The sequence below is a fragment of the Spirosoma humi genome (genome assembly GCF_054776575.1).
The window spans coordinates 48782-71463 of sequence record NZ_BAAHBR010000004.1 but is presented as its reverse complement, the minus strand read 5'-3'; the positions used below and the strand labels follow the sequence as shown (position 1 = coordinate 71463).

General features: G+C 51.9%; 17 protein-coding genes. 9 read left to right on the top strand and 8 right to left on the bottom strand.

From position 1 onward, the window contains the following. The 4 genes from ACYU8Y_RS06255 to katG form a co-directional block, all read right to left on the bottom strand. Positions 1 to 1194 carry an XdhC family protein gene (locus ACYU8Y_RS06255; RefSeq protein WP_460935308.1) on the bottom strand — a complete coding sequence of 398 codons (1194 nt, stop codon included), beginning with the start codon at positions 1192 to 1194 and terminating at the stop codon, positions 1 to 3. A gap of 16 nt (positions 1195 to 1210) precedes the next feature. Next, on the bottom strand, positions 1211 to 3406 hold the full coding sequence (locus ACYU8Y_RS06250; protein WP_460935306.1) for a molybdopterin cofactor-binding domain-containing protein: 2196 nt from the start codon (positions 3404 to 3406) through the stop codon (positions 1211 to 1213). Next, positions 3403 to 3909 (bottom strand): (2Fe-2S)-binding protein, encoded by a 507-nt coding sequence (locus tag ACYU8Y_RS06245; protein WP_460935304.1) that lies wholly within the window; start codon positions 3907 to 3909, stop codon positions 3403 to 3405. The genes ACYU8Y_RS06250 and ACYU8Y_RS06245 overlap by 4 nt, the downstream gene beginning before the upstream one ends. 199 nt (positions 3910 to 4108) lie before the next feature. After that, positions 4109 to 6385 carry a catalase/peroxidase HPI gene (gene katG, locus ACYU8Y_RS06240; protein WP_460935302.1) on the bottom strand — a complete coding sequence of 759 codons (2277 nt, stop codon included), beginning with the start codon at positions 6383 to 6385 and terminating at the stop codon, positions 4109 to 4111. Between the two features lie 346 nt (positions 6386 to 6731). On the opposite strand from katG, the gene ACYU8Y_RS06235 reads away from it, so the two are divergent. From ACYU8Y_RS06235 to ACYU8Y_RS06210, 6 genes are all read left to right on the top strand, one after another. After that, positions 6732 to 7496 (top strand): NUDIX hydrolase, encoded by a 765-nt coding sequence (locus ACYU8Y_RS06235; protein ID WP_460935300.1) that lies wholly within the window; start codon positions 6732 to 6734, stop codon positions 7494 to 7496. A 121-nt stretch (positions 7497 to 7617) separates the two neighbouring features. Beyond that, positions 7618 to 8025, top strand: a complete 408-nt coding sequence (locus tag ACYU8Y_RS06230) for a ketosteroid isomerase-related protein (RefSeq protein WP_460935298.1) — start codon at positions 7618 to 7620, stop codon at positions 8023 to 8025. Between the two features lie 16 nt (positions 8026 to 8041). Beyond that, positions 8042 to 8635, top strand: a complete 594-nt coding sequence (locus ACYU8Y_RS06225) for a GNAT family N-acetyltransferase (RefSeq protein WP_460935296.1) — start codon at positions 8042 to 8044, stop codon at positions 8633 to 8635. Between the two features lie 89 nt (positions 8636 to 8724). Continuing rightward, a complete protein-coding gene (locus ACYU8Y_RS06220; RefSeq protein ID WP_460935294.1) occupies positions 8725 to 9894 on the top strand; it encodes a Gfo/Idh/MocA family protein in 1170 nt (389 codons plus the stop codon). 117 nt (positions 9895 to 10011) lie between these two features. Further along, a complete protein-coding gene (nagB, locus tag ACYU8Y_RS06215) occupies positions 10012 to 11985 on the top strand; it encodes a glucosamine-6-phosphate deaminase (protein WP_460935292.1) in 1974 nt (657 codons plus the stop codon). 275 nt (positions 11986 to 12260) lie between these two features. After that, entirely contained in the window at positions 12261 to 13034 is a 774-nt protein-coding gene (locus ACYU8Y_RS06210) for a hypothetical protein (protein WP_460935290.1), read from the top strand. 37 nt (positions 13035 to 13071) lie between these two features. On the opposite strand, the gene ACYU8Y_RS06205 is transcribed toward ACYU8Y_RS06210, so the two are convergent. From ACYU8Y_RS06205 to nirB, 4 genes are all read right to left on the bottom strand, one after another. Next, positions 13072 to 13749 carry a response regulator transcription factor gene (locus ACYU8Y_RS06205; protein WP_460935288.1) on the bottom strand — a complete coding sequence of 226 codons (678 nt, stop codon included), beginning with the start codon at positions 13747 to 13749 and terminating at the stop codon, positions 13072 to 13074. 2 nt (positions 13750 to 13751) lie between these two features. Next, entirely contained in the window at positions 13752 to 15236 is a 1485-nt protein-coding gene (locus ACYU8Y_RS06200) for an ATP-binding protein (RefSeq protein WP_460935286.1), read from the bottom strand. A 146-nt stretch (positions 15237 to 15382) separates the two neighbouring features. Continuing rightward, positions 15383 to 15736, bottom strand: a complete 354-nt coding sequence (gene nirD / locus ACYU8Y_RS06195) for a nitrite reductase small subunit NirD (RefSeq protein WP_460935285.1) — start codon at positions 15734 to 15736, stop codon at positions 15383 to 15385. Between the two features lie 72 nt (positions 15737 to 15808). Beyond that, positions 15809 to 18337, bottom strand: a complete 2529-nt coding sequence (nirB, locus tag ACYU8Y_RS06190; RefSeq protein ID WP_460935283.1) for a nitrite reductase large subunit NirB — start codon at positions 18335 to 18337, stop codon at positions 15809 to 15811. A 279-nt stretch (positions 18338 to 18616) separates the two neighbouring features. On the opposite strand from nirB, the gene cobA reads away from it, so the two are divergent. The 3 genes from cobA to ACYU8Y_RS06175 all read left to right on the top strand — a co-directional run bounded on the left by cobA (position 18617) and on the right by ACYU8Y_RS06175 (position 22657). After that, the gene (gene cobA, locus ACYU8Y_RS06185) at positions 18617 to 19375 is read left to right on the top strand and encodes a uroporphyrinogen-III C-methyltransferase (RefSeq protein WP_460935281.1); all 759 of its coding nucleotides are present in this window, start codon (positions 18617 to 18619) and stop codon (positions 19373 to 19375) included. Between the two features lie 336 nt (positions 19376 to 19711). Continuing rightward, positions 19712 to 21277 (top strand): alginate export family protein, encoded by a 1566-nt coding sequence (locus tag ACYU8Y_RS06180; RefSeq protein ID WP_460935279.1) that lies wholly within the window; start codon positions 19712 to 19714, stop codon positions 21275 to 21277. 69 nt (positions 21278 to 21346) lie between these two features. Beyond that, positions 21347 to 22657 (top strand): NarK family nitrate/nitrite MFS transporter, encoded by a 1311-nt coding sequence (locus tag ACYU8Y_RS06175; RefSeq protein ID WP_460935277.1) that lies wholly within the window; start codon positions 21347 to 21349, stop codon positions 22655 to 22657. Positions 22658 to 22682: the final 25 nt, after the last annotated feature.

Genomic DNA, 22682 nt, shown 5'->3' with positions numbered 1-22682 from the left:
TTAAACGATGTCTGCGCTAATGGCATCGTAGCCGCTGGAGCCCAGGCCGATGGGGTCAGCCTGCCGACGGTGACCTACCGAATTGCCGGAAAGTCGCTCGTGAATCGGACCTGGTTTATCTTTCAGGAAACCACCAGCTCCCTTGGTGAAGAAGGCTTTAATTTCGGCCATGATCGACAGCGCAATTTCGTCCGGCGTTTCAGCACCCACATCCAGGCCAATAGGTGCATGAACCCGGCCGAGTGAGGCCGCGCTGAACTGCAGACCGTCTTTTCGAAATTCATCCTGCATCTTATCGAATCGTTTGCGGGGCCCCAGCATGCCAATATACGGTATGTCCGTTGTAAGTAACTTCTCCAGTACGGCCCGGTCGTAGTTGAAATTATGCGACATCAGCACGGCCGCCGTTCGGTTGGTAATGGTTAGTTTGTCGATAACCGCTTCCCGGTCGGCGTACAGCACACAAGTGGCGACTGGGAACCGTTTGGGGGATAAATGGGCAATGCAATCGTCGGTAACAGTTACCTGCCAGCCGAGTTCACGCGCCATCTTCGCGACGGGAATAACGTCATAACCCGCCCCGAAAATAACCAGCTCAATACCGGGGTCGATCCGCTCGATGAATACCTCCGCACTTCCCGACGACACGGCATAGGTACGCGTCAGCGGTTTGCCCGTACTGAATACGTCATGCATATCCTTGTGCAACCATTCGGGAACTGACGCGCCGGGTTGTTCGGTAAGCAAAAACCGGTTGCCGGGTAGCAGCTCACTCGATTCGTCGCTCTTCAATACGGTTGCCAACGCACGTACATCTCGTTTGCTTGTAAATTCCTTTAATAATGCAACCGGGTTTTGGGGGCTATCGGGCGCAATGGGTTCAATTAATACGTCGATAATCCCGTTACAACCCAGCCCGACGCCAAAGCTGTTCGCGCCATCGTCCATCGTGTCGTAGGTAACTACAATTGGCTGGCCGTCAAGCATGACCTGCCGAGCTTTCCGGAGAGCATCGCCTTCCAGACATCCCCCGCTGATGGCCCCTTCCCAGCGTCCATCGTCTGTGATAAGCATTCGAGCGCCGGGCCGCCGATACGACGACCCTTCGACCCAAACAACCGTTGCCAGAGCTGCTTTGCGTTGTGAGAAGTCGATCTGCTCAAAAACTTCGACAATACGGGTGATTTCTTTCATGATTATCCGAGTACCGTTACACCTTTTCTAAATCAAATGGTAGGCGCCGGATGCGTTTTCCGGTGGCCGCAAAAACGGCGTTTGCTAAAGCAGGAGCCAATGGTGGCAGGCCCGGCTCGCCAACACCTTTAATGGTTGGCCCGCCTTCTGCCAGAATGTGGACATCAACCGATGGCATTTCATGGATACGAAGCATTCGGTTGGCATCGAAATTTGCCTGAACGGCCTGGCCTTTCTCGAAGGTGATGCCATCTTTGGTTGCGGCTGTCAGCGCCATCGCAATGGCGCCCTCAACCTGGGCCTTTACGGTATCGGGATTAACCACCGTACCGAGGTCGATGACGCAATACACCTTATCAACCGTAATACCGCCCGTCTTGTTCTTGGAAACTTCAACCACCTGACCCGCCAAGCCGGCGAAGAATTCCCATTGGGCAATGCCCCGGCCTTTCCCCGCTGGCAGCGGTTTATCCCAACCCGAAACCTCTTTCAGTTTGAGCAGTACCCGTTTGGTATCACTTTCTTTAGTCAACATCGCCAGCCGGAAAGCAAGCGGATCCTGACCGGCTTTATGGGCCAGTTCATCGATGAAGCACTCGTGCGAGAACGCCAGCGTCGAACTGGTTACCGACCGCCAGTAGGTGAGCGGAATGTGAATGTCGGCGTGAACGTAGCGCGTGTTGAGGTTCGGAATTTCGTATTTCTGCTCGTTGGTGGCTTCGAGCATGGTCCCGTCGGGCTTTGTCTTATCGTAGGTTGGGTTCATCGTCGCGTCAATCGACGGCGAGATAACTTTATGCTGAAGCGCAACGGCTTTCCCATCCGCAGACAACGCTCCGCGCATGGCCGAGAAGGTCATGGGTCGGAAAGGGCCAAGCAGGGTATCATCTTCCCGCGTCCAGATAACCTTGACGGGCTTGCCAACCGTTTTGGATAGCGCTACGGCTTCGGTTGCAAAATCCTGCGTCAACCGTCGGCCAAAACCGCCCCCGTTGAACAACACATGAACGGTTATGTTATCGGCCGGCAGTTTAAAGACTTTGGCCACTTCGTCCTTAACCAAATCGCCCCCCTGCGAAGAAACCCAGAGCTCCACTTTATCACCTGCCTGATAATGGGCCAGCGCATTCATGGGTTCCATGGTTGAGTGGCTCACGATAGGGGTTTCGTAGAGTGCTTCCAGCTTATTCGGGGCATCGGCAAATGAAGTATCGAAATTGCCCACGTTATGGCCCTGTACACCATCCGTTTTCGCCAATTCCCGAAGCTGTTTCTCGAAGTCGGTGGTATTAAATGCCTCATGCTTACCATGATCCCAGGTTACCTTGAGGGCTTTGCGACCCTGTAGGGCAGCCCAGTAGTTGTCCGCAATAATGGCTACGCCTTCGTACTGATTCTTACCGACGACCCGCTCTACTTTTACCGCTTTCTGGACGCCTTTTACTTTCAGCGACTGGGTTGCATCGAAACGGACCAGCTTACTGCCTAGAACCGGGCACCGTTCGACCGACGCGTACACCATACCCGGCACCTTGGCATCCATCCCGAACATCGCTTTCCCGGCTACTTTAAGAGGAACGTCGGGCCGGGGCATTGATTTGCCCAGCATCGTAAACTGTTTCGGGTCTTTCAGGGTCGGCTCCTTCGGAACCGGAAGTTTAGCCGCTGCGTCGGCTAGCTGGCCGTAGGTTAGTTTTTTGCCGGTAGGTTTATGGACGATGGTTGCATTTTCGGCGACGCACTCATCTACCGAGACGTTCCACTGCTGGCTGGCGGCCTGACGAAGCATCTCCCGGGCCGATGCGCCCACTTTGCGCATCTGGGTGTAGCCACCCCGAATAGAGCCACTGCCACCCACTGCCTGCGACCACATGCCGCCGTATTTACTTTCGCCCCCGGTTTGCTGAATCGTAACGTTGTCCAGCGAAACTTCCAGCTCTTCGGCAATGAGCGCCGGAACAGACTGGTACGTTCCCTGCCCAATTTCGGGGCGGGGGTTCATGATCGTGATGCGCCCCGATTTCTCGATAAGGACATAAGGCGTCAACTCAACAGAATCGGGTAGTGAACTAAGATTTAAAACCGGACTGGCGAGGACATGGGTAGCCGGTAATCCCAACGCAAAGGCGGCTCCGGTCAGGCCCGCAGCTTTCAGAAAATTCCGGCGGCTTGTGCCGTTTTCCGTTCCGGTAGACGTAGGTGTATGGCTCATCGCTTGCCAATTTTAGGCGTTGACTTAGGCATTTTTGGACTTGATGCCATATCGGCCGAGGCCGAATGAATGGCTTTACGAATACGCTCATAGGTACCACAGCGGCAGATATTGCCCTGCATGGCCGTGTCTATATCCGCGTCTGTAGGCTTTGGGATTTGTTTCAGTAAGGCCGCTGCCGACATAATTTGTCCGGATTGGCAATAGCCGCATTGTGGTACCTGGTGCTCGATCCAGGCTTTTTGCACCGGATGGTCAGCGTTTTTCGATAGTCCCTCAATGGTAGTAATCTTATGACCCGCAGCCGCTGAGGCCGGGTAGCTGCATGAACGGATAGGTGCCCCATCGAGGTGAACCGTGCAGGCACCGCATTGGGCAATGCCACACCCGAACTTGGTGCCAGTCAGGCCGACCATATCGCGAATGGCCCATAGCAAGGGCATATCCGGGTCTACATCAACCGTATGTAATTGGTTATTGATGGTCAATTTTACTAAAGCCATAGCCTGAAATGGATAAGGAATGAGCAGGTGTACAAGCAAACTGAAAGTTTCACTAAAATTAAGCTTTTTGGCCGATAAATCAGAAGCCTTCGGCTGGTTAATCACGAGCCTGGCTACCCTGCACAGATTGACGGCGAAAATCACAAAAAAGGTGACCCGTTTCCAGGTCACCTTTCAGTTGTAATAAACCGTATTTCGACTAGGCTGCCAGATCGAAGCGGCCAAGATTCATCACTTTAGTCCAGGCAGCAATAAAGTCCCGCACAAATTTCTCCTGCGAGTCGCCACAGCCGTATACTTCAGCAATAGCCCGGAGCTCCGAATTCGAGCCGAAGATCAGATCGACGCGTGTGCCGGTCCATTTGATTTCGCCCGTTTTACGATCGCTACCCGCAAATATGTTTTGTGCGTCGGACGTTGCTCGCCAGGTAGTGCTCATGTCGAGCAGATTCACAAAGTAATCCGTCGTGAGCGTTTCCGGACGATCCGTAAAGACACCATGCTTCGAGTGATCGAAGTTTGTGTTTAGCACGCGCATACCACCGATCAGTACCGTCAACTGCGGGATGGTCAGCGTCAAAAGTTGCGCTTTGTCGATCAGCATATCCTCAGCTGCCGATTTGTGTCTGGCGTTCAGGTAGTTGCGGAATCCGTCGGCCCCTGGCTCCAGAGCATCGAATGATTGCACATCCGTTTGCTCCTGCGATGCATCGGTACGTCCCGGGGTGAAAGGCACCGTTACTTCATAACCCGCGTTCTTAGCCGCCTGCTCAACACCTACGCAGCCACCCAGCACGATCAGGTCGGCGATCGAAATTCGGGTATCGCCAGCCTGAATACCGTTAAACTCTTCCTGAATACTCGTAAGCGTACTCAACACGGTAGCCAACTGGGCTGGATCGTTAACCTCCCAGTCTTTCTGAGGTGCCAGACGAACACGGCCACCATTGGTACCACCGCGTTTGTCGGAGTTACGGTATGTGGAGGCCGAGGCCCAGGCGGTGGATACCAGTTGAGACACGGACAGGCCGGAAGCCAGAATGTTAGCCTTCAGGGCCGCGATATCCTGATCATTAACCAGCGTATGGGTAACCGCGGGGGTAGGATCCTGCCAGATCAACTCTTCGGTTGGTACTTCCGGCCCGAGGTAGCGCTCGATCGGTCCCATATCGCGGTGCGTCAGCTTGAACCACGCGCGGGCGAAGGCGTCGGCAAACTCATCCGGATTCTCGTAGAAACGTCTTGAAATTTTTTCGTAAGCGGGATCGGCTCGCAACGCCAGGTCAGTCGTCAGCATCATGGGAGCATGACGCTTCAGCGGATCGTGCGCGTCGGGCACAGTTCCGGCTCCGGCTCCATCCTTCGGGCGCCACTGGTGCGCTCCACCCGGACTCTTCGTTAGCTCCCAGTTATAGTTGAACAAGTGCTCAAAATAGTCGTTGCTCCACTGGGTTGGGGTCGTGGTCCAGGTAACCTCCAGACCACTGGTTATAGTGTCCGCACCATGTCCACTACCAAACGAGTTTTTCCAGCCAAGGCTTTGCTCCTCGATGGTTGCCCCGGCGGGCTCAGAACTAACGTACTGGCTTGGATCGGCAGCACCGTGGGTTTTGCCGAACGTATGCCCACCGGCAATGAGGGCGACGGTTTCCTCGTCGTTCATGGCCATACGGCCGAAGGTTTCACGAATGTCATGCGCGGAGGCAACCGGATCCGGATTTCCTGCCGGACCCTCCGGGTTTACATAGATCAGCCCCATGTTAGCCGCACCAAGGGGTTGCTCCAGTGTACGCTCATGCGGATTGGCATACCGCACATCATCTCCCAGCCACTTGGTCTCGGAGCCCCAGTATATGTCTTCTTCCGGTTCCCAGACGTCTTCACGACCGCCACCGAAGCCAAACGTCTTAAAGCCCATCGACTCCAGAGCGCAGTTGCCGGTTAGAACCAGGAGGTCAGCCCACGAAAGTTTCCGGCCGTATTTCTGTTTGACGGGCCATAGCAGCAGACGGGCCTTGTCAAGGTTAGTATTGTCGGGCCAGCTGTTGAGAGGGGCGAAACGCTGCGCGCCGGAGCTCGCGCCACCACGACCATCGCCAATGCGGTACGTACCCGCGCTGTGCCAGGCCATCCGAATAAAGAAGGGTCCATAGTGACCGTAATCGGCTGGCCACCAGTCCTGAGAGGTGGTCATCAGGTCAACAATGTCTTTCTTCACAGCTGCTAGATCGAGCGTCTTGAACTCTTCGGCGTAGTTAAATTTCTCGCCCATCGGATCGGACAGCGAAGAATGTTGCCGCAGAATATCCAACCGTAGCTGATTTGGCCACCAATCGCGGTTTCTCGTACCACCGCCAGCGCTTTTGTTAAGTTCCCCGTTTAGAAAAGGGCACTTACCAACGGTGTTGACGTGGCTGTCATCATTGACGTCCCATACTGATGGGTCCTGTGTATCCTGTCTTTCGATGTTTTCCATCTTTGGTGGAGTTTTATTGTTTGACCTGTCAAACTTACATTAACCTGTAGTATAATTTTTATTAATTGTTTTTATCTAATCATAGATAATATCTATAAGAGCAATTTTTGTCTGGTAGACAGCGCATCGGTCTGGAGAAGCAAGGCGTTAAACGATTATTTTAGTAAGCGCTAACGATGCTATAAAGCGGCATCGAAAAGTGGTCATAACCAATGATCGATGGTATAGCCCAGGCAAAAGATGACAGGCAGATTCGCCAGCGATTGATTAAATCAAAAAAATACCTGTAATTATACACGATTTCCTTTATTATGTTATAATAACAGAAATAAAATCAAGGCCGGGCATGACACATACCGAACATTTAATTGCTTATTACCAACGAGTAGCGAACGACTGCATCTCAGGATTATCACTTGACTGTGTTATTTTCGGATTTCATGATACAAGGCTTAAAGTACTTCTACTACGCTGGAAAGACACAGAAGAATGGTGTTTACCAGGTGGTTTTATTTATAAAGCGGAGTCTGTAGATGCCGCAGCCGAGCGAGTGCTACACGAGCGAACAGGATTGAACCAGTTGTTTCTGCAACAATTTCATCTTTTTGGCGACGCTATTCGGTACGATCAGGATGATACGTTACGGCGACAGAAAATGCCCGACCTGATGTTTGGTATTTGCCCCGATCGCACCATTACAATGGGCTACTACGCCCTGGTCGACTACACGAAAGTGACGCCCACCGCCGATTTCCTGTCCGATGAATGCGTCTGGTGCGATGTGTCGAGTCTGCCGTCTTTGCTATATGACCACCGCCAGATTATTGATGTAGCCCTGCAAACCCTTCGGCTCCAGTTGAACTGGCAACCCATTGGCCTGAATCTGATGCCCGAAAAGTTTACGATCCCGGAGTTACAACGGCTGTATGAAACCGTGCTTGGGCGGCCTCTGGATGCCCGTAATTTTCACAAGAAAATTACGGGGCTGAGTATTCTGATCCGCTTGAACGAACGGCGAACGGGGGGCGCACACAAGTCGCCTTATCTTTATCAGTTCGATCAGGATAACTACCAGAAAGCACTCATTAACGGAAACCTGATTTTTGTCTAAGCCCGCTTATCGGGTAAGCTCGGAATTCGTATAGCCTGCGAGTCTTTCCAGCCTCTGTGCTTACTAATTCTGGCTAACCGGTTATCTTTGACCATCAATTTCTGGTTAGAAAAGCCCCTTTATGACTGCTCTCGACACTGTTTCAACTTATTACAACGCGTTTAACCGCAAAGATTGGGAAACGATGCTCCGTCTGCTCCATCCCGATGTGCGCCACGATAGTAACCAGGGAGCTACACGCACTGGCAAAGAGGTGTTTCGACAGTTTCTCCAACATATGGATGAGTGTTACGACGAAACGCTGACCGATATAATTATCATGACCGAGCCAACAGGTAGCCGGGTAGCCTGCGAATTCGTCGTAAACGGCGTGTACAAAAAAACGGATGGTGATTTGCCCGCGGCTACCGGACAGACGTATGTATTGCCGGCTGGTTCGTTTCTTGAGGTTGTCGATGGGTTGATCACCCGCGTGACCACGTACTATAACTTGCCGCTTTGGGAGTCGCTGGTTTTAGGTAATCAATAGTACATTGGCTAACAATTTGTCTCTCACCTTTCGCCGGCTGACAGGATCGGCGTTTCGAACGGTTTTCGACGATCTGGCGGCTCTGCGCATCGCCGTCTTCTACGACTTTCCGTACTTGTATGAGGGGTCTGTCGACTACGAAAAAAGCTATCTGGAAACCTATGCCCGCGCTGAGCGCTCGTTTCTGTTGGCCGTGTACGATGGAGAGCAATTGGTGGGCGCAACAACGGCTCTACCGCTACGCGACGAAACCGCCGAGGTACAGGCTCCTTTCCTGACGGCGGGCTATGAGCTGGACACGATTTTTTATTTTGGTGAAAGTATCCTGTTACCCGCCTACCGTGGTCTTGGACTAGGCAATCAATTTTTCGATGAGCGGGAAGCCCACGCCCGTCAGTTTGGGCACTATAAAATGACCTGTTTCTGCGCTGTGCAGCGTCCCGTCGATCATCCGCTTCGTCCCCTTGATTACAAGCCGCTCGATGGATTTTGGGTAAAGCGAGGGTATCGGCGTGATGATACGCTGCAAAGCGCCTTCGTCTGGCCCGATCGGAACGAGGTGGTCGAAACCGCTAAATCAATGATTTACTGGACAAAAGTGCTCGATTGAGGTAGTGCCTAATCAGGTTCCGGAGGCATTCTTTCCTAACATAAAGCCATCTCCTGCGGTTGTCTTTAGCGTATACAACACGCAAGGGTATGGAAACAAACGCGAAAACCGAACGCGAAATCGGAATTGGAGTTATCGGTATGGGCGGCTTTGGCCTGTTTGCCGTGCAGCAGTTTTTACAGGTCGGATCGCCGAACCTTCCTCAGGCTAAGCTGGTGGCCATTGCCGGATCGAAGCGGGAAGAAGCCATCCGAACCGCCAAACGATTTGGTGCCGAGCAGTTGGGGAGTCTCGAAGAACTGGTCAATCATCCCGATATAGATGTCATTTATATTGCCACCCCGCCCTTTTTACACTACGAACAGGCAATGCTGGCACTCAATGCCGGTAAACACGTCATTTGCGAAAAGCCCCTGGCCATGAATCCCGAGCAGGGCCGTGAAATGCTGGCGCTGGCTAAAGAAAAAGGGCTGCTCATGGTAACGAACCTGATGCAGCGCTACAATCCCATGTTTGCCCGGATTAAACACCTGATCGACAAGAATCTTCTCGGCGATTTTCTGCACGGATATTTTGAGAACTACGCCGGGGATGAGGGTCTTTCGCCCGAGCACTGGTTCTGGGATCGGACCAAGAGTGGCGGCATTTTTATTGAGCACGGTGTTCACTTTTTCGACATGTTTGCGGGCTGGCTGGGCGAAGGAACGGTGAAAGCGGCACAGATTGTCAAGCGGCCGAATAGCCAGGATATCGAAGACCAAGTTCAGGCAACTGTCGAATACGGCGATGATGTAACCGGTCGGAAACTGGTCAATTTCTACCACGGATTTACGCAAACCGGGCGGATGGATCGGCAGGAAATGCGGCTGGTGTTTGAGCGGGGCGATGTTACGCTCTTTGAGTGGGTACCCACCCGCATGATCCTGCGTTGCGTTGCCGATGAAGAAACGACGCGGGCGCTTATGGATTTGTTTCCGGGCGCGCAACTCAATGTAACGGCTAATATTGGTGGTAAAGACTTGCCCTTACGCGGTCGGCATAAAGAGTTTGATGCATACCAGCAAATCGAACTGCGCTTCGGGTTTGGTGAGGAAAAACAACATCTGTACGGTGAATTACTCCGGCTGATGTTCCGTGATCAGATTAATGGCATTCATTATCCGGGTACGCACCGGCTCATTACGGAGCAGAATGGCTTAAGCTCACTGGAAACCGCTACCCTAGCGGACAGAATGGCCCGGCAACAAGACGAGAATTGAGAGACGACAGTTAATAAAAAAAATTAGTAATATTGGTTTCCTGTCGAACTTTAACTAAAAACTACCTGAATTTTTTCGACCTTTGTGCTGTCTCATCTTTTCTCCGCATAGCGCATCATGATTACGGAGTCTCCAACACTCGATAACTCGGACGGTCAAATTCCGGGTGCATCACTCACCGGTGGCCCCATTCAGTCGGCCATTACGTACGAAAAAATTCCTACCCACATATACGCGGATGCCAAAGATGCATCACGGGCTGTGGCACAGGAAATTGCTGATCTGATCCGTCAGAAACAAAGCGAGGGCAAGCCCTGTGTATTGGGCCTGGCAACTGGCTCATCGCCCAAAACGGTTTATGCCGAATTAGTTCGGATGCACCGACAAGAAGGCTTGAGCTTCCGCAACGTTATTTCGTTCAACCTGGACGAATATTACCCAATGGAGCCTGACTCTCTCCAAAGTTACTGGCGCTTTATGCGTGAGCAGCTATTCGACCATGTCGATATCCCGGCCGGGAACTACCACGTACCCGATGGCACGCTGCGAACGGATAAAGTAGGTGAGTTTACCAAGCAATACGAAGCGGCCATCGAAGCCGCCGGTGGTCTGGATTTTCAACTGCTCGGGATCGGTGGTAATGGCCACATTGGCTTCAACGAACCGGGTTCGCTGATCAATTCGCACACCCGGCTGATGATGCTCGACAACTCGACACGGGCCGCAGCATCGGTTGATTTTGGTGGCTTGCCCAAAACGCCCCGCAAGGCAATCACGATGGGTGTATCCAGCATTTTGGGGGCTCGTCGTGTGGTATTGCTGGCCTGGGGTGAGCGGAAAGCACCCGTTATTCGGGGAGCGGTTGAAGGGTTGGTGACGGAACTGAATCCGGCATCGTACCTGCAAACGCATCCGAATGCCTTATTCGTCATTGACGAAGCGGCTGCCTCGGAGCTGACCCGCATGAAAACACCCTGGCTGGTGGATTCTGTGGAGTGGGATAACAAGATGAAGAAAAAAGCCGTCACGTATTTATCTTCATCGCTTGGTAAGCCCATCCTTAAGCTGACCGACCGTGATTACAACGATAACGGGATGAGCGATTTGCTGGCTCAGTACGGGCAGGCGTATGATATTAACATCGACGTTTTCAATCAACTTCAGCATACCATTACGGGCTGGCCGGGTGGTAAACCTAATGCCGACGATACCAATCGGCCGGAACGGGCTTTGCCTGCTCACAAGCGTTGCCTGATTTTCAGCCCACACCCCGACGATGATATCATCTCGATGGGCGGAACCTTCCAACGACTACGGGACCAGGGTCATGAAGTCCACGTTGGGTACCAGACGTCGGGTAACATTGCAGTTGCCGACGATGAAGCCCTGCGCTTTGCGGATTACGTTGTCGATTTCAACACCAAATTTGGCATCAAAAGCCCGGAGGCTACCCGGATATTTCAGGATGCGGCTGCTTCATTGCGGGAGAAAAAAGATTCCGAAATGGACACCCCCGAAGTACGCTATGTAAAGGGCCTGATTCGGATGGGCGAAGCAAAATCGACCTGTCGATTTGTGGGTATTCCTGTCGAGAACGCGCACTTTATGAATATGCCGTTCTACGAAACCGGAACCGTCGCTAAAAAGCCGCTGAGCGAAGAGGATATTAAAATTACGATGGCGCTGATCGAAGAGGTCAAGCCTCATCAAATTTATGCGGCTGGCGACCTGGCCGATCCACACGGAACGCACAAAGTGTGTCTGGATGCTATCCTTGAGTCGGTTCGTCGCCTGAAGCATAAGAACTTCATGAAAGATTGCTGGGTATGGCTTTACCGCGGTGCCTGGGCCGAGTGGGATATTCACGAAATTGAAATGGCCGTTCCTATGTCGCCGGATCAGGTGATGAAAAAGCGATTGGGCATTTTTAAACACCAGTCTCAAAAAGATGGTGTGGTGTACCAAGGCACCGATTCGCGCGAATTCTGGCAACGGGCCGAAGAACGCAACCGTACCACAGCCGGTATGTACAACAAGCTTGGACTGGCCGAATACGAAGCCATGGAAGCGTTTGTGCGCTGGCGGTTTTAGAATAGATTCTAGTCATCAAAAAAGCCCTGTATACACGTCTGTGTCATACAGGGCTTTTTTTATTGTCATTCCGACGAAGCGGGCCGCCCCGCTTCGTCGGAATGACAAAATCTATTGCATTTTCGTCTGCAGTCCTTTTCTAAAAATTATCAATTGGTTCAGTCACTAAGGGATAATCAGTAAAATGTTAAATACTTGTTTATTGTAATATAGATTTTAGATATAATTGCATGAATATATAATAGTTGTATTATAATTTAGCTGTTGTCAACGGTATGATAAGACAAAATAAACAAAGAACGCTCCGGCTTTTTGCGCTACACGAATTTATTCAGGACCACTTCACCAAGTCGGACTGGATAAAGGTGGCGTATCTGACCGACAGCCTTGAGTTAATAGAAGACCATCCCAGATTACTCCGGAGCCTGGACTTTAAAGATGAGGATTATGAGGGGAATAGCTTGCAGGTGCTGTCGAAGTTAATCAGCGAGAGCAGCAGCAACTTATACGAAATAGAGCACTTTGTCGAAGCCAAAAAAGCAACGATGAGTCGCCCTGTTCGGGAGGTGCCGGATTTCATTTCGACCGTTCAGAACGTTGTACCGGAACGGGTAATTACGTTTGCTCCCGATGTATTCCGAATGCCGGCCAAGCCTGTTGAGGCCAATATGCTGTCGGTAATGATGCCGTTTGAGAGTAAATTTTCGGGAACATACACGGCCATTCGGAATGTATGTGCCCGGCTTGGCATCGACTGCAGACGGGCCGACGATATCTGGGATAACAGTATCCTGATTCAGGATGTATTCGAACTGATTTTTACGTCCAGAGCCGTAATCACCGATTTCACGGACCGAAACCCCAATGTGTTTTACGAAACGGGCGTTGCGCATACGCTGGGTAAACTGGTCATTCCCATTACACAGTCTGTGGGCGACATCCCATTCGATTTGCGCCACCACCGGGCCCTGACTTATCTTTCCAACACGGAGGGATTGCTGGCATTGGAAAAGAACCTTGAAAAGAAACTGGCGAAGGTATTTAGTTAACCGTAAGACTCAGTTTATATTGCTAAGCATGCGTTATTTAACTCCTGTTCTTCTCTTCCAGAGCCAATCGAATAAGGTCGACGGTATTCTTAACCCCCGCTTTCCGGATGATGCTGGCTCGTTGATTGGCTACCGTATTCGGACTTATGCCAAAGTGGTCGGCAATAGCCGGGCTGCTCATGCCGTCGATCAGACACGTTAAAACCTGAGCTTCCCGTGAGGTTATTCGGTTCCAGATTGACAGAGTCGTTTTGGAACCGGACGGGGTAGATTCATTGCGAGGAGTTGTGCCCGGTAAAATCAACGTTCGGATGATGACCGATGAGGCATTGGGCGGATAATATAAGTCGCCATTAACAACGGTTCGGACCGCCCGGAGCATCTCTTCGAGTCCTGTATCCTTTAGTAAGTAACCGGCGGCTCCGTGCTGAACAGCTTTCAGAATATAATCCGGATTGTTGTGCATGCTGAACATCAGGGTTCGCACGGAAGGGTATTGGAGCGAAATTACTTTCAGAGCGTCGAGGCCCGACATACGGGGCATGGTGATGTCCAGTAACAAAACATCCGTATCGATGCTGGCAAGTAGGTCGATGGCTTCGTCGCCATCGGATGCTTCGCCCACGATCTGTACATCGGCCTCATCTTCCAGGAGCATCCGAATCCCTTTTCGAACCACGGAATGGTCATCGGCAATCAGAATTCGTATCGACATGACTAGTTAAGGTTATTGGATAAATCAACGCTCACCCGGACTTTCGTCCCCTTCTTCGGTTTCGACGTAATGGTCAGTACACCATTCAATAAACGGCTTCGCGTACGCATGTTATTGAGGCCATTGATCGCGCGTAGGTTTTTTTCATCGGTTGGCACCGTTTTCATAACGAACCCTTTGCCATCGTCGTCAATAGTCAGAACCAGTTTACTGGTTTGTTGCTGTAAGGTAATTTTAATTAGCTGCGCATCGGCATATTTCACGGCATTGTGCAACGCTTCCTGCGCAATACGATATAAACCAATCTCCATGGCCGAATTCAGTCGCCGGGCATCCGTAGGGCCGTTAAAGACAATGTTAAGGCCCGTTGAGCGCGTTGTTTGTTCGGCCAGTAGCTGCAACGTCGAGCCCAAACCGAAATCGCTTAATGTCGATGGCATCAAATTATACGAAATCTGCCGTGTCGTTTGAATCGTGTCGGCAATGAGGTCGCATAGGTCGGAAAAACGAAGTCGCTGTTTTTCGTCGACAAACGAAGTCGACTTCAACTTCTCTGCCTGTAGCTTCAAGCCGGTCAGCATCTGGCCTATGCCATCGTGCAGCTCGCGGGCAAAGCGTCGGCGTTCCTCTTCCTGGCCTTCCAGCAAGGCCGCCGACCGAACCGTATCTTCAGCCAATTGCAGCTGATACTTTTCCTGAGTCGTGCGAACCAGTTCCTGCTGGGTATCCACCAGTTTTTGATTCGAGGCTGCCAGGTTCTGATTGGTTGCCTCCAGCTCGCGGTTAGCAATTTCCATACGGTTATTGGCGAGCTGAAGCGCTTTTTCTGACCGTGCCAACTGACGAATGACATGCCTGGTATGATTGACCACTGGTCTGAAAATAAACAGGCCCTCGATCAATAACGTCAGCAGGGTGGCCATCGTCAGCAGCCATTCTATTCGTTCAAGTTGCTTGACCCGATCAAAGCTTTCCGTATCGAACTGAAAAACAATATCGTTCATCTGTTGCAGAAAAGGAAACTCATTCTGCAGAATAACCCCAAGAGCGGCTTTTTTGTCGTTAAGCGTCGTTTTCGGGTTGTTGATCCGAACAAAACTCTGGTAGATCGACTGGAAAAGTGGCTCAATGCGCGTAAACATGCTATCGAGCTGTCGGCTTTTCCGAACGGTATACAGCTTTTCCATAGGCAGTATACCCGTTCGTAACTGTATGTGGCTTTGGGCCCAGGAATGAAGCAGTGAGTCGGCCGAAACGGTATCGGCAGTAGCGAGGCCCTGGATTTGGAGCATGGCCAGTTTGGTCAACCGCTGGCTCAGCATCCGTTGGCGCCCAGCCACGTTCATAACCCGGCTGTCGTTGTAATGCGTGCTGATTGTGTGCTTGATAAACAGTAAACCACTTAGCGAAAGCACGGCAATGACGGCGAGGGCCATCATATAAAACCGGGTTAATCGGCTGGCTACCTGTTGATCGAGTTGAGTCATGAAAAGTCGGTTTGCGGTGTACGGTATTTGGCAGGCGAACAGGAATCTGTTTTTCTGTAAGGGTTTCCGTGGGGGCAGATGGTTGCTCATTCCTGTGGGGGCAGGTTTGAGAACCTGCCCCCACTAAACAAACCGTACCCCGAATCTCATAGTCCAATATACACAATCCCATCCACGGCCTTTACGGGAAACGTATTTATTGCGTACCCGTCGTCGTTGAGGCAAGCGCCCGTTTCAAGCGAGAATGTTTTTTTGTGGAATGGGCAGGCGACCTTAGGTTCTGCGCCCTGACTACCGATCATACCGCGGGACAGAGCCATTTGCTGGCGGTGCGGACATTCGTTATCCGTGGCATACCACTCGCCCCGGCGGGTGAAGTTGAAAACGGCGATCTGCCGGCCATTGAGCAAAACGCAGGCACCGCCATCTTCAGGAATGTGGTCGGTTGCACAGGCCGCGTGCCAGGTGATTTTATTGGTATTGATTGTGAGCGTTTCCATGATTGTACTAGGATTTTGATTTAGTAACGGCTTTGATCTGCCTGGCCGAAGCCGTTATTAAAAATGATAAAACTAAACCCACTCTTTTGCTCGTTTCTGATCGCGTAACGACTCGAAGGCAACGCTTGGATCTTTCTGTTCGGGCGCATTGACGAAGTGCGCAAACCGCGCGCGTAGCGCCGGGTTTTCGACAGCTTCTTTCCATTCGCATTTGAACGTATCGACCAGCAATTGCATCTCGCGCTCAAGATCACTGGCGATTCCAAGTACGTCATCGACGACAACGGCGCGCAGATACGTCATGCCGCCTTCCAGCTTGTTCATCCAGGTTGCCGTACGCGTGAGTGGATCGGCCGTTTTGATGTAGAACATCAGGAATCGGTCGATGTAACGGGTACAGGTCTCTTTGTTTACATCGGATGCAAGCAGCTGGGCGTGCTGGGGCTTCGAGCCTCCGTTGCCACCTATGTACAGATTCCACCCTTTTTCGGTGGCAATGATGCCAAAATCTTTGCTCTGCGCTTCGGCACACTCCCGGACGCAGCCCGAAACCCCCGATTTGAGTTTGTGCGGGGACCGAATGCCCTTGTATCGTTCCTCGACCTCGATGGCAAACGAAACCGAGTCCTGCACGCCGTACCGGCACCAGGTGCTGCCTACGCAGCTTTTCACGGTGCGCAGCGACTTGCCGTATGCGTGACCGCTCTCGAAGCCAGCCGCTATGAGTTCCTCCCAAATGACGGGCAGATCACCAACGTGAGCCCCGAAGAGATCAATGCGCTGGCCCCCGGTAATCTTGGTGTAAAGGCCGTATTTCTTGGCAACCTGACCAATCACGATCAGCTTGTCGGGCGTGATCTCGCCACCCGGAATGCGGGGCACAACCGAATAGGTGCCGCCTTTCTGGATATTGGCCAGAAACCGGTCGTTTGAATCCTGAATTGTCGCCCGTCCTTTTTCCAGAATGTTCTCGTTCCATAGGCTTGCCAGAATCGACGCCACGGCGGGCTTACACACTTCGCACCCATCGCCTTTGCCGATGTGGTCCAGAACCGTATCGAACGTCTTCAGTCTGTTGATTTTGACCAGATCCAATAGCTCCTGTCGTGTGTAGTCGAAGTGTTCGCACAGGATATTCCGAATATATACGCCTTTCTGCTTCAGCACGCCCTGAATGATGTCTTTCACCATGGGCGTGCAGCCTCCGCAACCCGTGCAGGCTTTGGTCGCTTTCTTGAGTGCATCAACGGTATTGTGGCCATTCTCCCCAATCTCGTGGCAAAGCATGGCTTTGGTTATCGCTTCGCAGGAACAAATCAGCGCATCGTCCGGAAGGCCCATGACACCTGCTCCTGCTTCCTCGCCACCCCTTGACCCCAGAATCAGATCTTCGGGATCGGGCGGGAGAATGGTTTTGTTTTTGCAGGTTTGCAGCAGCATATTGTACTGTTCGGCATCACCAACCAGAATACCGCCCAATAACTCTTTCCCATCCGCCGAGATATTGACCCGCTTATAGATACCTTTTGCTTTATTTTCGTAGACAATCGTTTTACAGTCCGACGCAAATGGATCGCCGAAGGAACCCACGTCAGTGCCGATCAGCTTCAGCTTCGTGGACATGTCGTACGGCTTGAACTCTTTTTCAAACCCCGTCAGGCGGGCGGCTACCACCTCGGCCATCTCGTAGCCGGGGGCCACCAGCCCATAAATCATGTGGTGAGCGACGGCACACTCGCCAATGGCAAAAATAGACGGGTCCGATGTTTGCAGGTAATTGTCGACCAGGATGCCCCCGCGCGGATGGGTCTCAAGGCCCGATGCTTTAGCAAGTTCATCGCGGGGACGAATACCGGCCGATATAACCAGCATATCGACGTCAATGTGTGACCCATCCGCAAACTGCATTCCGGTAATGGCATCGTTGCCCGTGATTTCCTGCGTACTCTTCGATAAGTGAATCGTTAGCCCCAGCGATTCCAGTTGATGCTGCAGAATGCCCGATCCGGCGTCATCAATTTGCCGGGGCATCAGCCGGGGGGCAAACTCAACGACGTGGGCTTCGTCCAGGCCCAGATCGAGTAGAGCTTTAGCCGCTTCCAAACCTAATAAACCGCCACCCAGTACGGCCCCGCGCCTGGTTAATCCAGGTCGGACTTTGCGCGCATAGTCTTGAATAAGGTCGAGGTCTTCGATCGTACGGTACACAAACACGCCGTCTTTTTCCACACCAGCTACGGGCGGCACAAATGCCCCCGAACCCGTAGCCAGTACCAGATAGTCATAAGGTACTACGATGCCGTGGTGTGAGCGAACCTCTTTCCGTTCCCGGTCGATGTCTACGACCGGATCGGTGAGGTAAAGCGTAATATCATTTTCGGCATACCAGCGCTGGGGCGCCAGTGTCAGATCGTCGGCCGTTTTGCCATCGAAATAAGCACTTAAATGAACCCGGTCGTACGCTACGCGCGGTTCTTCCCCAAAAACCGTAACGGTGAATTGTTGACCATTTTTTTCTTTAGCTACCAATTTTTCGCAGAATTTGTAGCCTACCATGCCATTGCCAATGACGACGACACGCGTGTTTTTGTTTGTGTTCATAGTTAATTGTAACTATATCATTATGAAAACCCCGGTTTATTATTGCACTTTACTGATAAATATGCCTTTTTCCTCCCAAAATAGGCAAGTCAAAAGTAAGAGGTGTTTTTTGTAAATCCTAGCCTATTATTCGGTTATAGGTTGATTATGAAACACATTTTTTTGAAAAAAGCTTGTTTTTAAGAATTTCATATCTACTTTTGAACTGAAAATAAGGCATAGTATAATTCGCCTATAGATAGTTAAATAGTACTATTCCAGTATAAACGGTAAAGTCAAATGATGCCAAAGCTAACACTCGTGGGGGCGGGTCCGGGCGATGGCGAACTGATCACTCTGAAAGGAGTCAGGGCGCTTCGGCAGGCAGATGTCGTTTTATATGACGATCTGGCCAACCACACATTACTGGATTTCGCACCTGAACAGGCGCTGAAAATCTACGTAGGTAAACGGGCGGGTCAGGCGTCGTTTACACAAGAAGAAATCAACGAGCTGATTGTTCGGTGTGCGCAGGAGCATGGCCATGTGGTTCGGCTTAAAGGGGGCGATCCGTACGTATTTGGGCGTGGCTTCGAAGAGTGTGAATACGTACGGCAATACGCCATTGACTGCGAAGTTGTGCCGGGCGTATCGAGTAGTATAGCCGCACCGGCGTCGCAGGGTATTCCCGTAACGAGCCGGGGTGTTAGCGAAAGCTTTTGGGTCATTACCGGTACTACACGGAATGGCGAACTTTCGGATGATCTGTACCTGGCCGCTCAGTCGAAAGCAACCATTGTTGTGTTGATGGGCATGCGCAAAGTAAAGGAGATATGCACCATTTTCTGCACGGCCGGACGCGGCCATTTGCCCATGGCGATTGTGCAGAACGGGACGCGTGCCGATGAACAGTGCGTCATTGGTCAGGTCTGGAATATGCCACAATTGGCGGCAGAGCAAGGCGTGGGGGCGCCCGCTGTGCTGGTCATCGGTGAGGTTGTTTCGTTACATCCGTCTTACCTGGCGGAGTCGATGCGCAACTTTTCTATGGCCTATTAATCAGTTTGCTGATAAGGGTTCTGTCGTTGGCGGCAGCGAACCAGAAATGGCAAACCACAAACAAAAAAGCCGATCCGGTGTGGGGGCACCTTTGGATCGGCCAAAACAGGGTTGTCTATGCGAAAAACACAAACATGTCAAAGAAAATGAAAAAAAGCAGCTAAAGCAAATCGACCTCTCACCGCCACTGGCCGCACTGTAGCCCGCCAGTCTTCGCCGTAGTCCTTTCAGAACCACCCGTCCGGTCTGGTACACACGTTCTTACCCATTTCTGGGCAGGTACACTCGCTATTGTCTTCGCTGTTCATTTTCTTCTTAATCGGATTGCCTATTCTCATGAAGTATACATTCAACCGATTGGCCATTGCCGGTATTCTGCTGCTGGTAACCTGGTCAACAGGGGTCGCACAAATCTCACTTGTCGGGCAGCTTCGTACCCGAACCGAACGGCGAAATGGCGTTGGTAACCTGCCGCCGAGAGATGCTCCGGCTGCTTTCTTTACGTCGCAGCGTACTCGGCTGACGTTCGGCTATAAATGGGATCGTGTCCAGTTTCAGACCGTCATTCAGGACGTTCGGGTGTGGGGGCAGGACGCATCCACGATCAATAACGCCGATGGCAATCGTCTGATGGTTCACGAAGCCTGGGCCGAAGTGAGCCTCATCAACAGAGCGGACACAACCATTAAATTTCGACCTATCCAGCATCTTTCCCTTAAAATTGGCCGTCAGGAGCTGGTATACGATGATGTTCGGCTATTGGGTAATCTCGACTGGCTCCAGCAGGGGCGTCGCTTCGATGCGGCTCTGCTGAAAGCGCAGCACATGGGCTGGGCGCTCGACCTCGGGGTTGGATTCAATCAGAACACCGATGCCTTTGGTACGGTGGGAGATAACTACACGCCGGGAAACGTCCCCGTATCGGCCCTATCGACCCAGAACGTATCACTAAACATTCCGGCAGGCTTCATCCCGACGGCCGGTAAAGGGGGAGCTCCGGTCTTGGCAACTCCCCTGAGCACAAACGGCCAGAACCAGCAATTTAAGTCGTTCCAGATGGTTTACCTGACACGCAAGTTTGGCGGTCCGGCATCCGGGCAGACGAAATTCTCGGCGCTACTCTTTAAAGATGATTTTCAGAAGTACCGGCCCGATTCGCTGGGAAGTGCTACGGCAGGTTACGTATATGGGAGACGTTACGATGTAGCGGGTACTAATTCGCGGGTAACGTACGGGGCCATGCTGGTCGGTCAGCTAGGGAGCGACGCAGCTAAATTGGGTAAAGTACAGTGGCAGGTGTTTGCTTACGGGCAAAATGGCAAAGACCGCGACGGCCTCAGTATCAGAAAAGCCTACCATTACGGCGGTAATGTCATGTTTCAGAAAGGACTATTGAGCTTTGGCCCTGGTTATGAGGTGCTTTCGGGTAACAATGCCACAACGATCCAATCGGGTGAAACCAGCCGCTTCGACCCGCTATATGGCACACCGCACCGCCACTGGGGTTATATGGACTACTTCTATGTAGGAACGGGATCGCCCGCGGGCGGCTTGCAGGATGCGTTCCTGAAATTCAAATACACCAGTACCCGACTGACAACCACCTTCGATGTTCACTATTTCGCGCTGGCTGCACCGACGTACAACAAAATGCCGGATGCACCCGTCGGAGCACTGCTCTCGAACAAACTGGGTATAGAATATGACTTTGTGGCCAACTATGTGCTCAACAAATTTACCAGTCTGGAATTCGGCTACTCGGTTATGAATGGAACGAACAGCCTGGAATACACCAAACAGGGGACGATGGGTGAGAAGAACCACATCGGTACCTGGTCGTACCTGATGATCAATATCCGCCCGGATTTCTTCTATACGAAGCCGACGGCAATTAAGCCGTGACGGATGTGCTAGTAAATTGATAAACAGGCTATTGCCTATTAATCGTAAACTCTTTTAGTTGATCAAACCATGCAAACGAATAAACCTCTCGAATCGTTGAATGTCTTCCGTTTTAGCGGTGTGCAGATGCGTACTTTCCACATCACCTGGCTCACCTTCTTCGTCTGTTTCTTCGGCTGGTTCGGGCTGGCCCCGCTGATGCCCGCTATCCGGGCTGACTTAGGGCTGACGAAACCGCAGGTGGGCAACACCATTATTGCTGCGGTATCCGCTACGATCCTGGCCCGACTGGTGATTGGTCGGCTGTGCGATACCTGGGGACCGCGGAAAACCTACACCGCTTTGCTCGTATTGGGTTCTTTGCCGGTCATGTTCGTTGGGCTGGCGTATGATTACACCACTTTCCTGTTGTTTCGTCTGGCCATTGGCGTCATTGGGGCCTCCTTCGTGATTACGCAGTTCCACACGTCGATTATGTTTGCGCCTAATATTAAGGGAACAGCCAATGCCGTGGCTGGTGGCTGGGGTAACCTGGGCGGTGGCATCACGCAACTGGCCATGCCGCTGATTATGGCCACCATTGTTGGGTTTGGCTACACCAAGCACGAAGCGTGGCGTCTGGCAATGATCGTACCGGGCGTTCTGATGCTTGTTATGGCGTTCATTTACTACCGCTTCACGAAAGATACGCCTGCTGGTAACTACCGGAGCGCCGGACCGGACGAAATTGAGCGCTCGGTGGCAACCAGTGAGAAAGTAAGCTTCTGGGCCGCCTGTGCCGATATTCGGGTGTGGGCGCTGGCGCTGGCCTATGCCTGCTGCTTCGGTATGGAAATTACGTTTGATGGCGTAGCCGCCCTTTATTTCTTCGACAACTTCAAGTTGGCTGAAACTGAAGCCGGTTTCTGGGCAATGTTGTTTGGGGGGATGAACATCTTTGCCCGCGCCCTCGGCGGTATCGTCGCCGATAAAGTGGGTAGCAAATACGGTATGCGTGGCAAGGGTGTTTTGCTGGCAGGTATGCTGGTGCTGGAAGGTGTGGGCATTATGCTGTTTGCCCAGGCGGGTAGCTTACCCATGGCGATTCTGTCTATGATCACGTTTGCGCTGTTCCTGAAAATGTCGAATGGCAGCACCTACGCTATTGTGCCTTTCGTGAATCCGAAAGCTGTCGGTGCTATATCGGGTGTGGTTGGTGCCGGAGGCAATCTGGGCGGTATGCTGATGGCGTTCCTGTTCAAGTCGCAATCAATCAGTTACGGGCAAGCGTTCCTGTACATTGGGTGTGCTGTAGCGGCCATAGGACTGCTTTTATTTCTGGTGAATTTCAGCAAAGCGGTCGTTGTCGAACCGGCCGAAACCGAATTGCAGCCAGCTTGACTAGTGAGGAATAAGTCGTGAATCG

Bases quoted from the DNA above. Each gene is read 5' to 3' on its own strand.
- ACYU8Y_RS06180 (WP_460935279.1), top strand. From the start codon at position 19,712: ATGAAGTATACATTCAACCGATTGGCCATTGCCGGTATTCTGCTGCTG.
- ACYU8Y_RS06175 (WP_460935277.1), top strand. From the start codon at position 21,347: ATGCAAACGAATAAACCTCTCGAATCGTTGAATGTCTTCCGTTTTAGC.
- ACYU8Y_RS06230 (WP_460935298.1), top strand. From the start codon at position 7,618: ATGACTGCTCTCGACACTGTTTCAACTTATTACAACGCGTTTAACCGC.
- ACYU8Y_RS06235 (WP_460935300.1), top strand. From the start codon at position 6,732: ATGACACATACCGAACATTTAATTGCTTATTACCAACGAGTAGCGAAC.
- ACYU8Y_RS06245 (WP_460935304.1), bottom strand. From the start codon at position 3,909: ATGGCTTTAGTAAAATTGACCATCAATAACCAATTACATACGGTTGAT.
- nirD (WP_460935285.1), bottom strand. From the start codon at position 15,736: ATGGAAACGCTCACAATCAATACCAATAAAATCACCTGGCACGCGGCC.
- ACYU8Y_RS06205 (WP_460935288.1), bottom strand. From the start codon at position 13,749: ATGTCGATACGAATTCTGATTGCCGATGACCATTCCGTGGTTCGAAAA.
- ACYU8Y_RS06200 (WP_460935286.1), bottom strand. From the start codon at position 15,236: ATGACTCAACTCGATCAACAGGTAGCCAGCCGATTAACCCGGTTTTAT.
- ACYU8Y_RS06250 (WP_460935306.1), bottom strand. From the start codon at position 3,406: ATGAGCCATACACCTACGTCTACCGGAACGGAAAACGGCACAAGCCGC.
- nirB (WP_460935283.1), bottom strand. From the start codon at position 18,337: ATGAACACAAACAAAAACACGCGTGTCGTCGTCATTGGCAATGGCATG.
- ACYU8Y_RS06210 (WP_460935290.1), top strand. From the start codon at position 12,261: ATGATAAGACAAAATAAACAAAGAACGCTCCGGCTTTTTGCGCTACAC.
- nagB (WP_460935292.1), top strand. From the start codon at position 10,012: ATGATTACGGAGTCTCCAACACTCGATAACTCGGACGGTCAAATTCCG.
- ACYU8Y_RS06255 (WP_460935308.1), bottom strand. From the start codon at position 1,194: ATGAAAGAAATCACCCGTATTGTCGAAGTTTTTGAGCAGATCGACTTC.
- cobA (WP_460935281.1), top strand. From the start codon at position 18,617: ATGATGCCAAAGCTAACACTCGTGGGGGCGGGTCCGGGCGATGGCGAA.
- katG (WP_460935302.1), bottom strand. From the start codon at position 6,385: ATGGAAAACATCGAAAGACAGGATACACAGGACCCATCAGTATGGGAC.
- ACYU8Y_RS06220 (WP_460935294.1), top strand. From the start codon at position 8,725: ATGGAAACAAACGCGAAAACCGAACGCGAAATCGGAATTGGAGTTATC.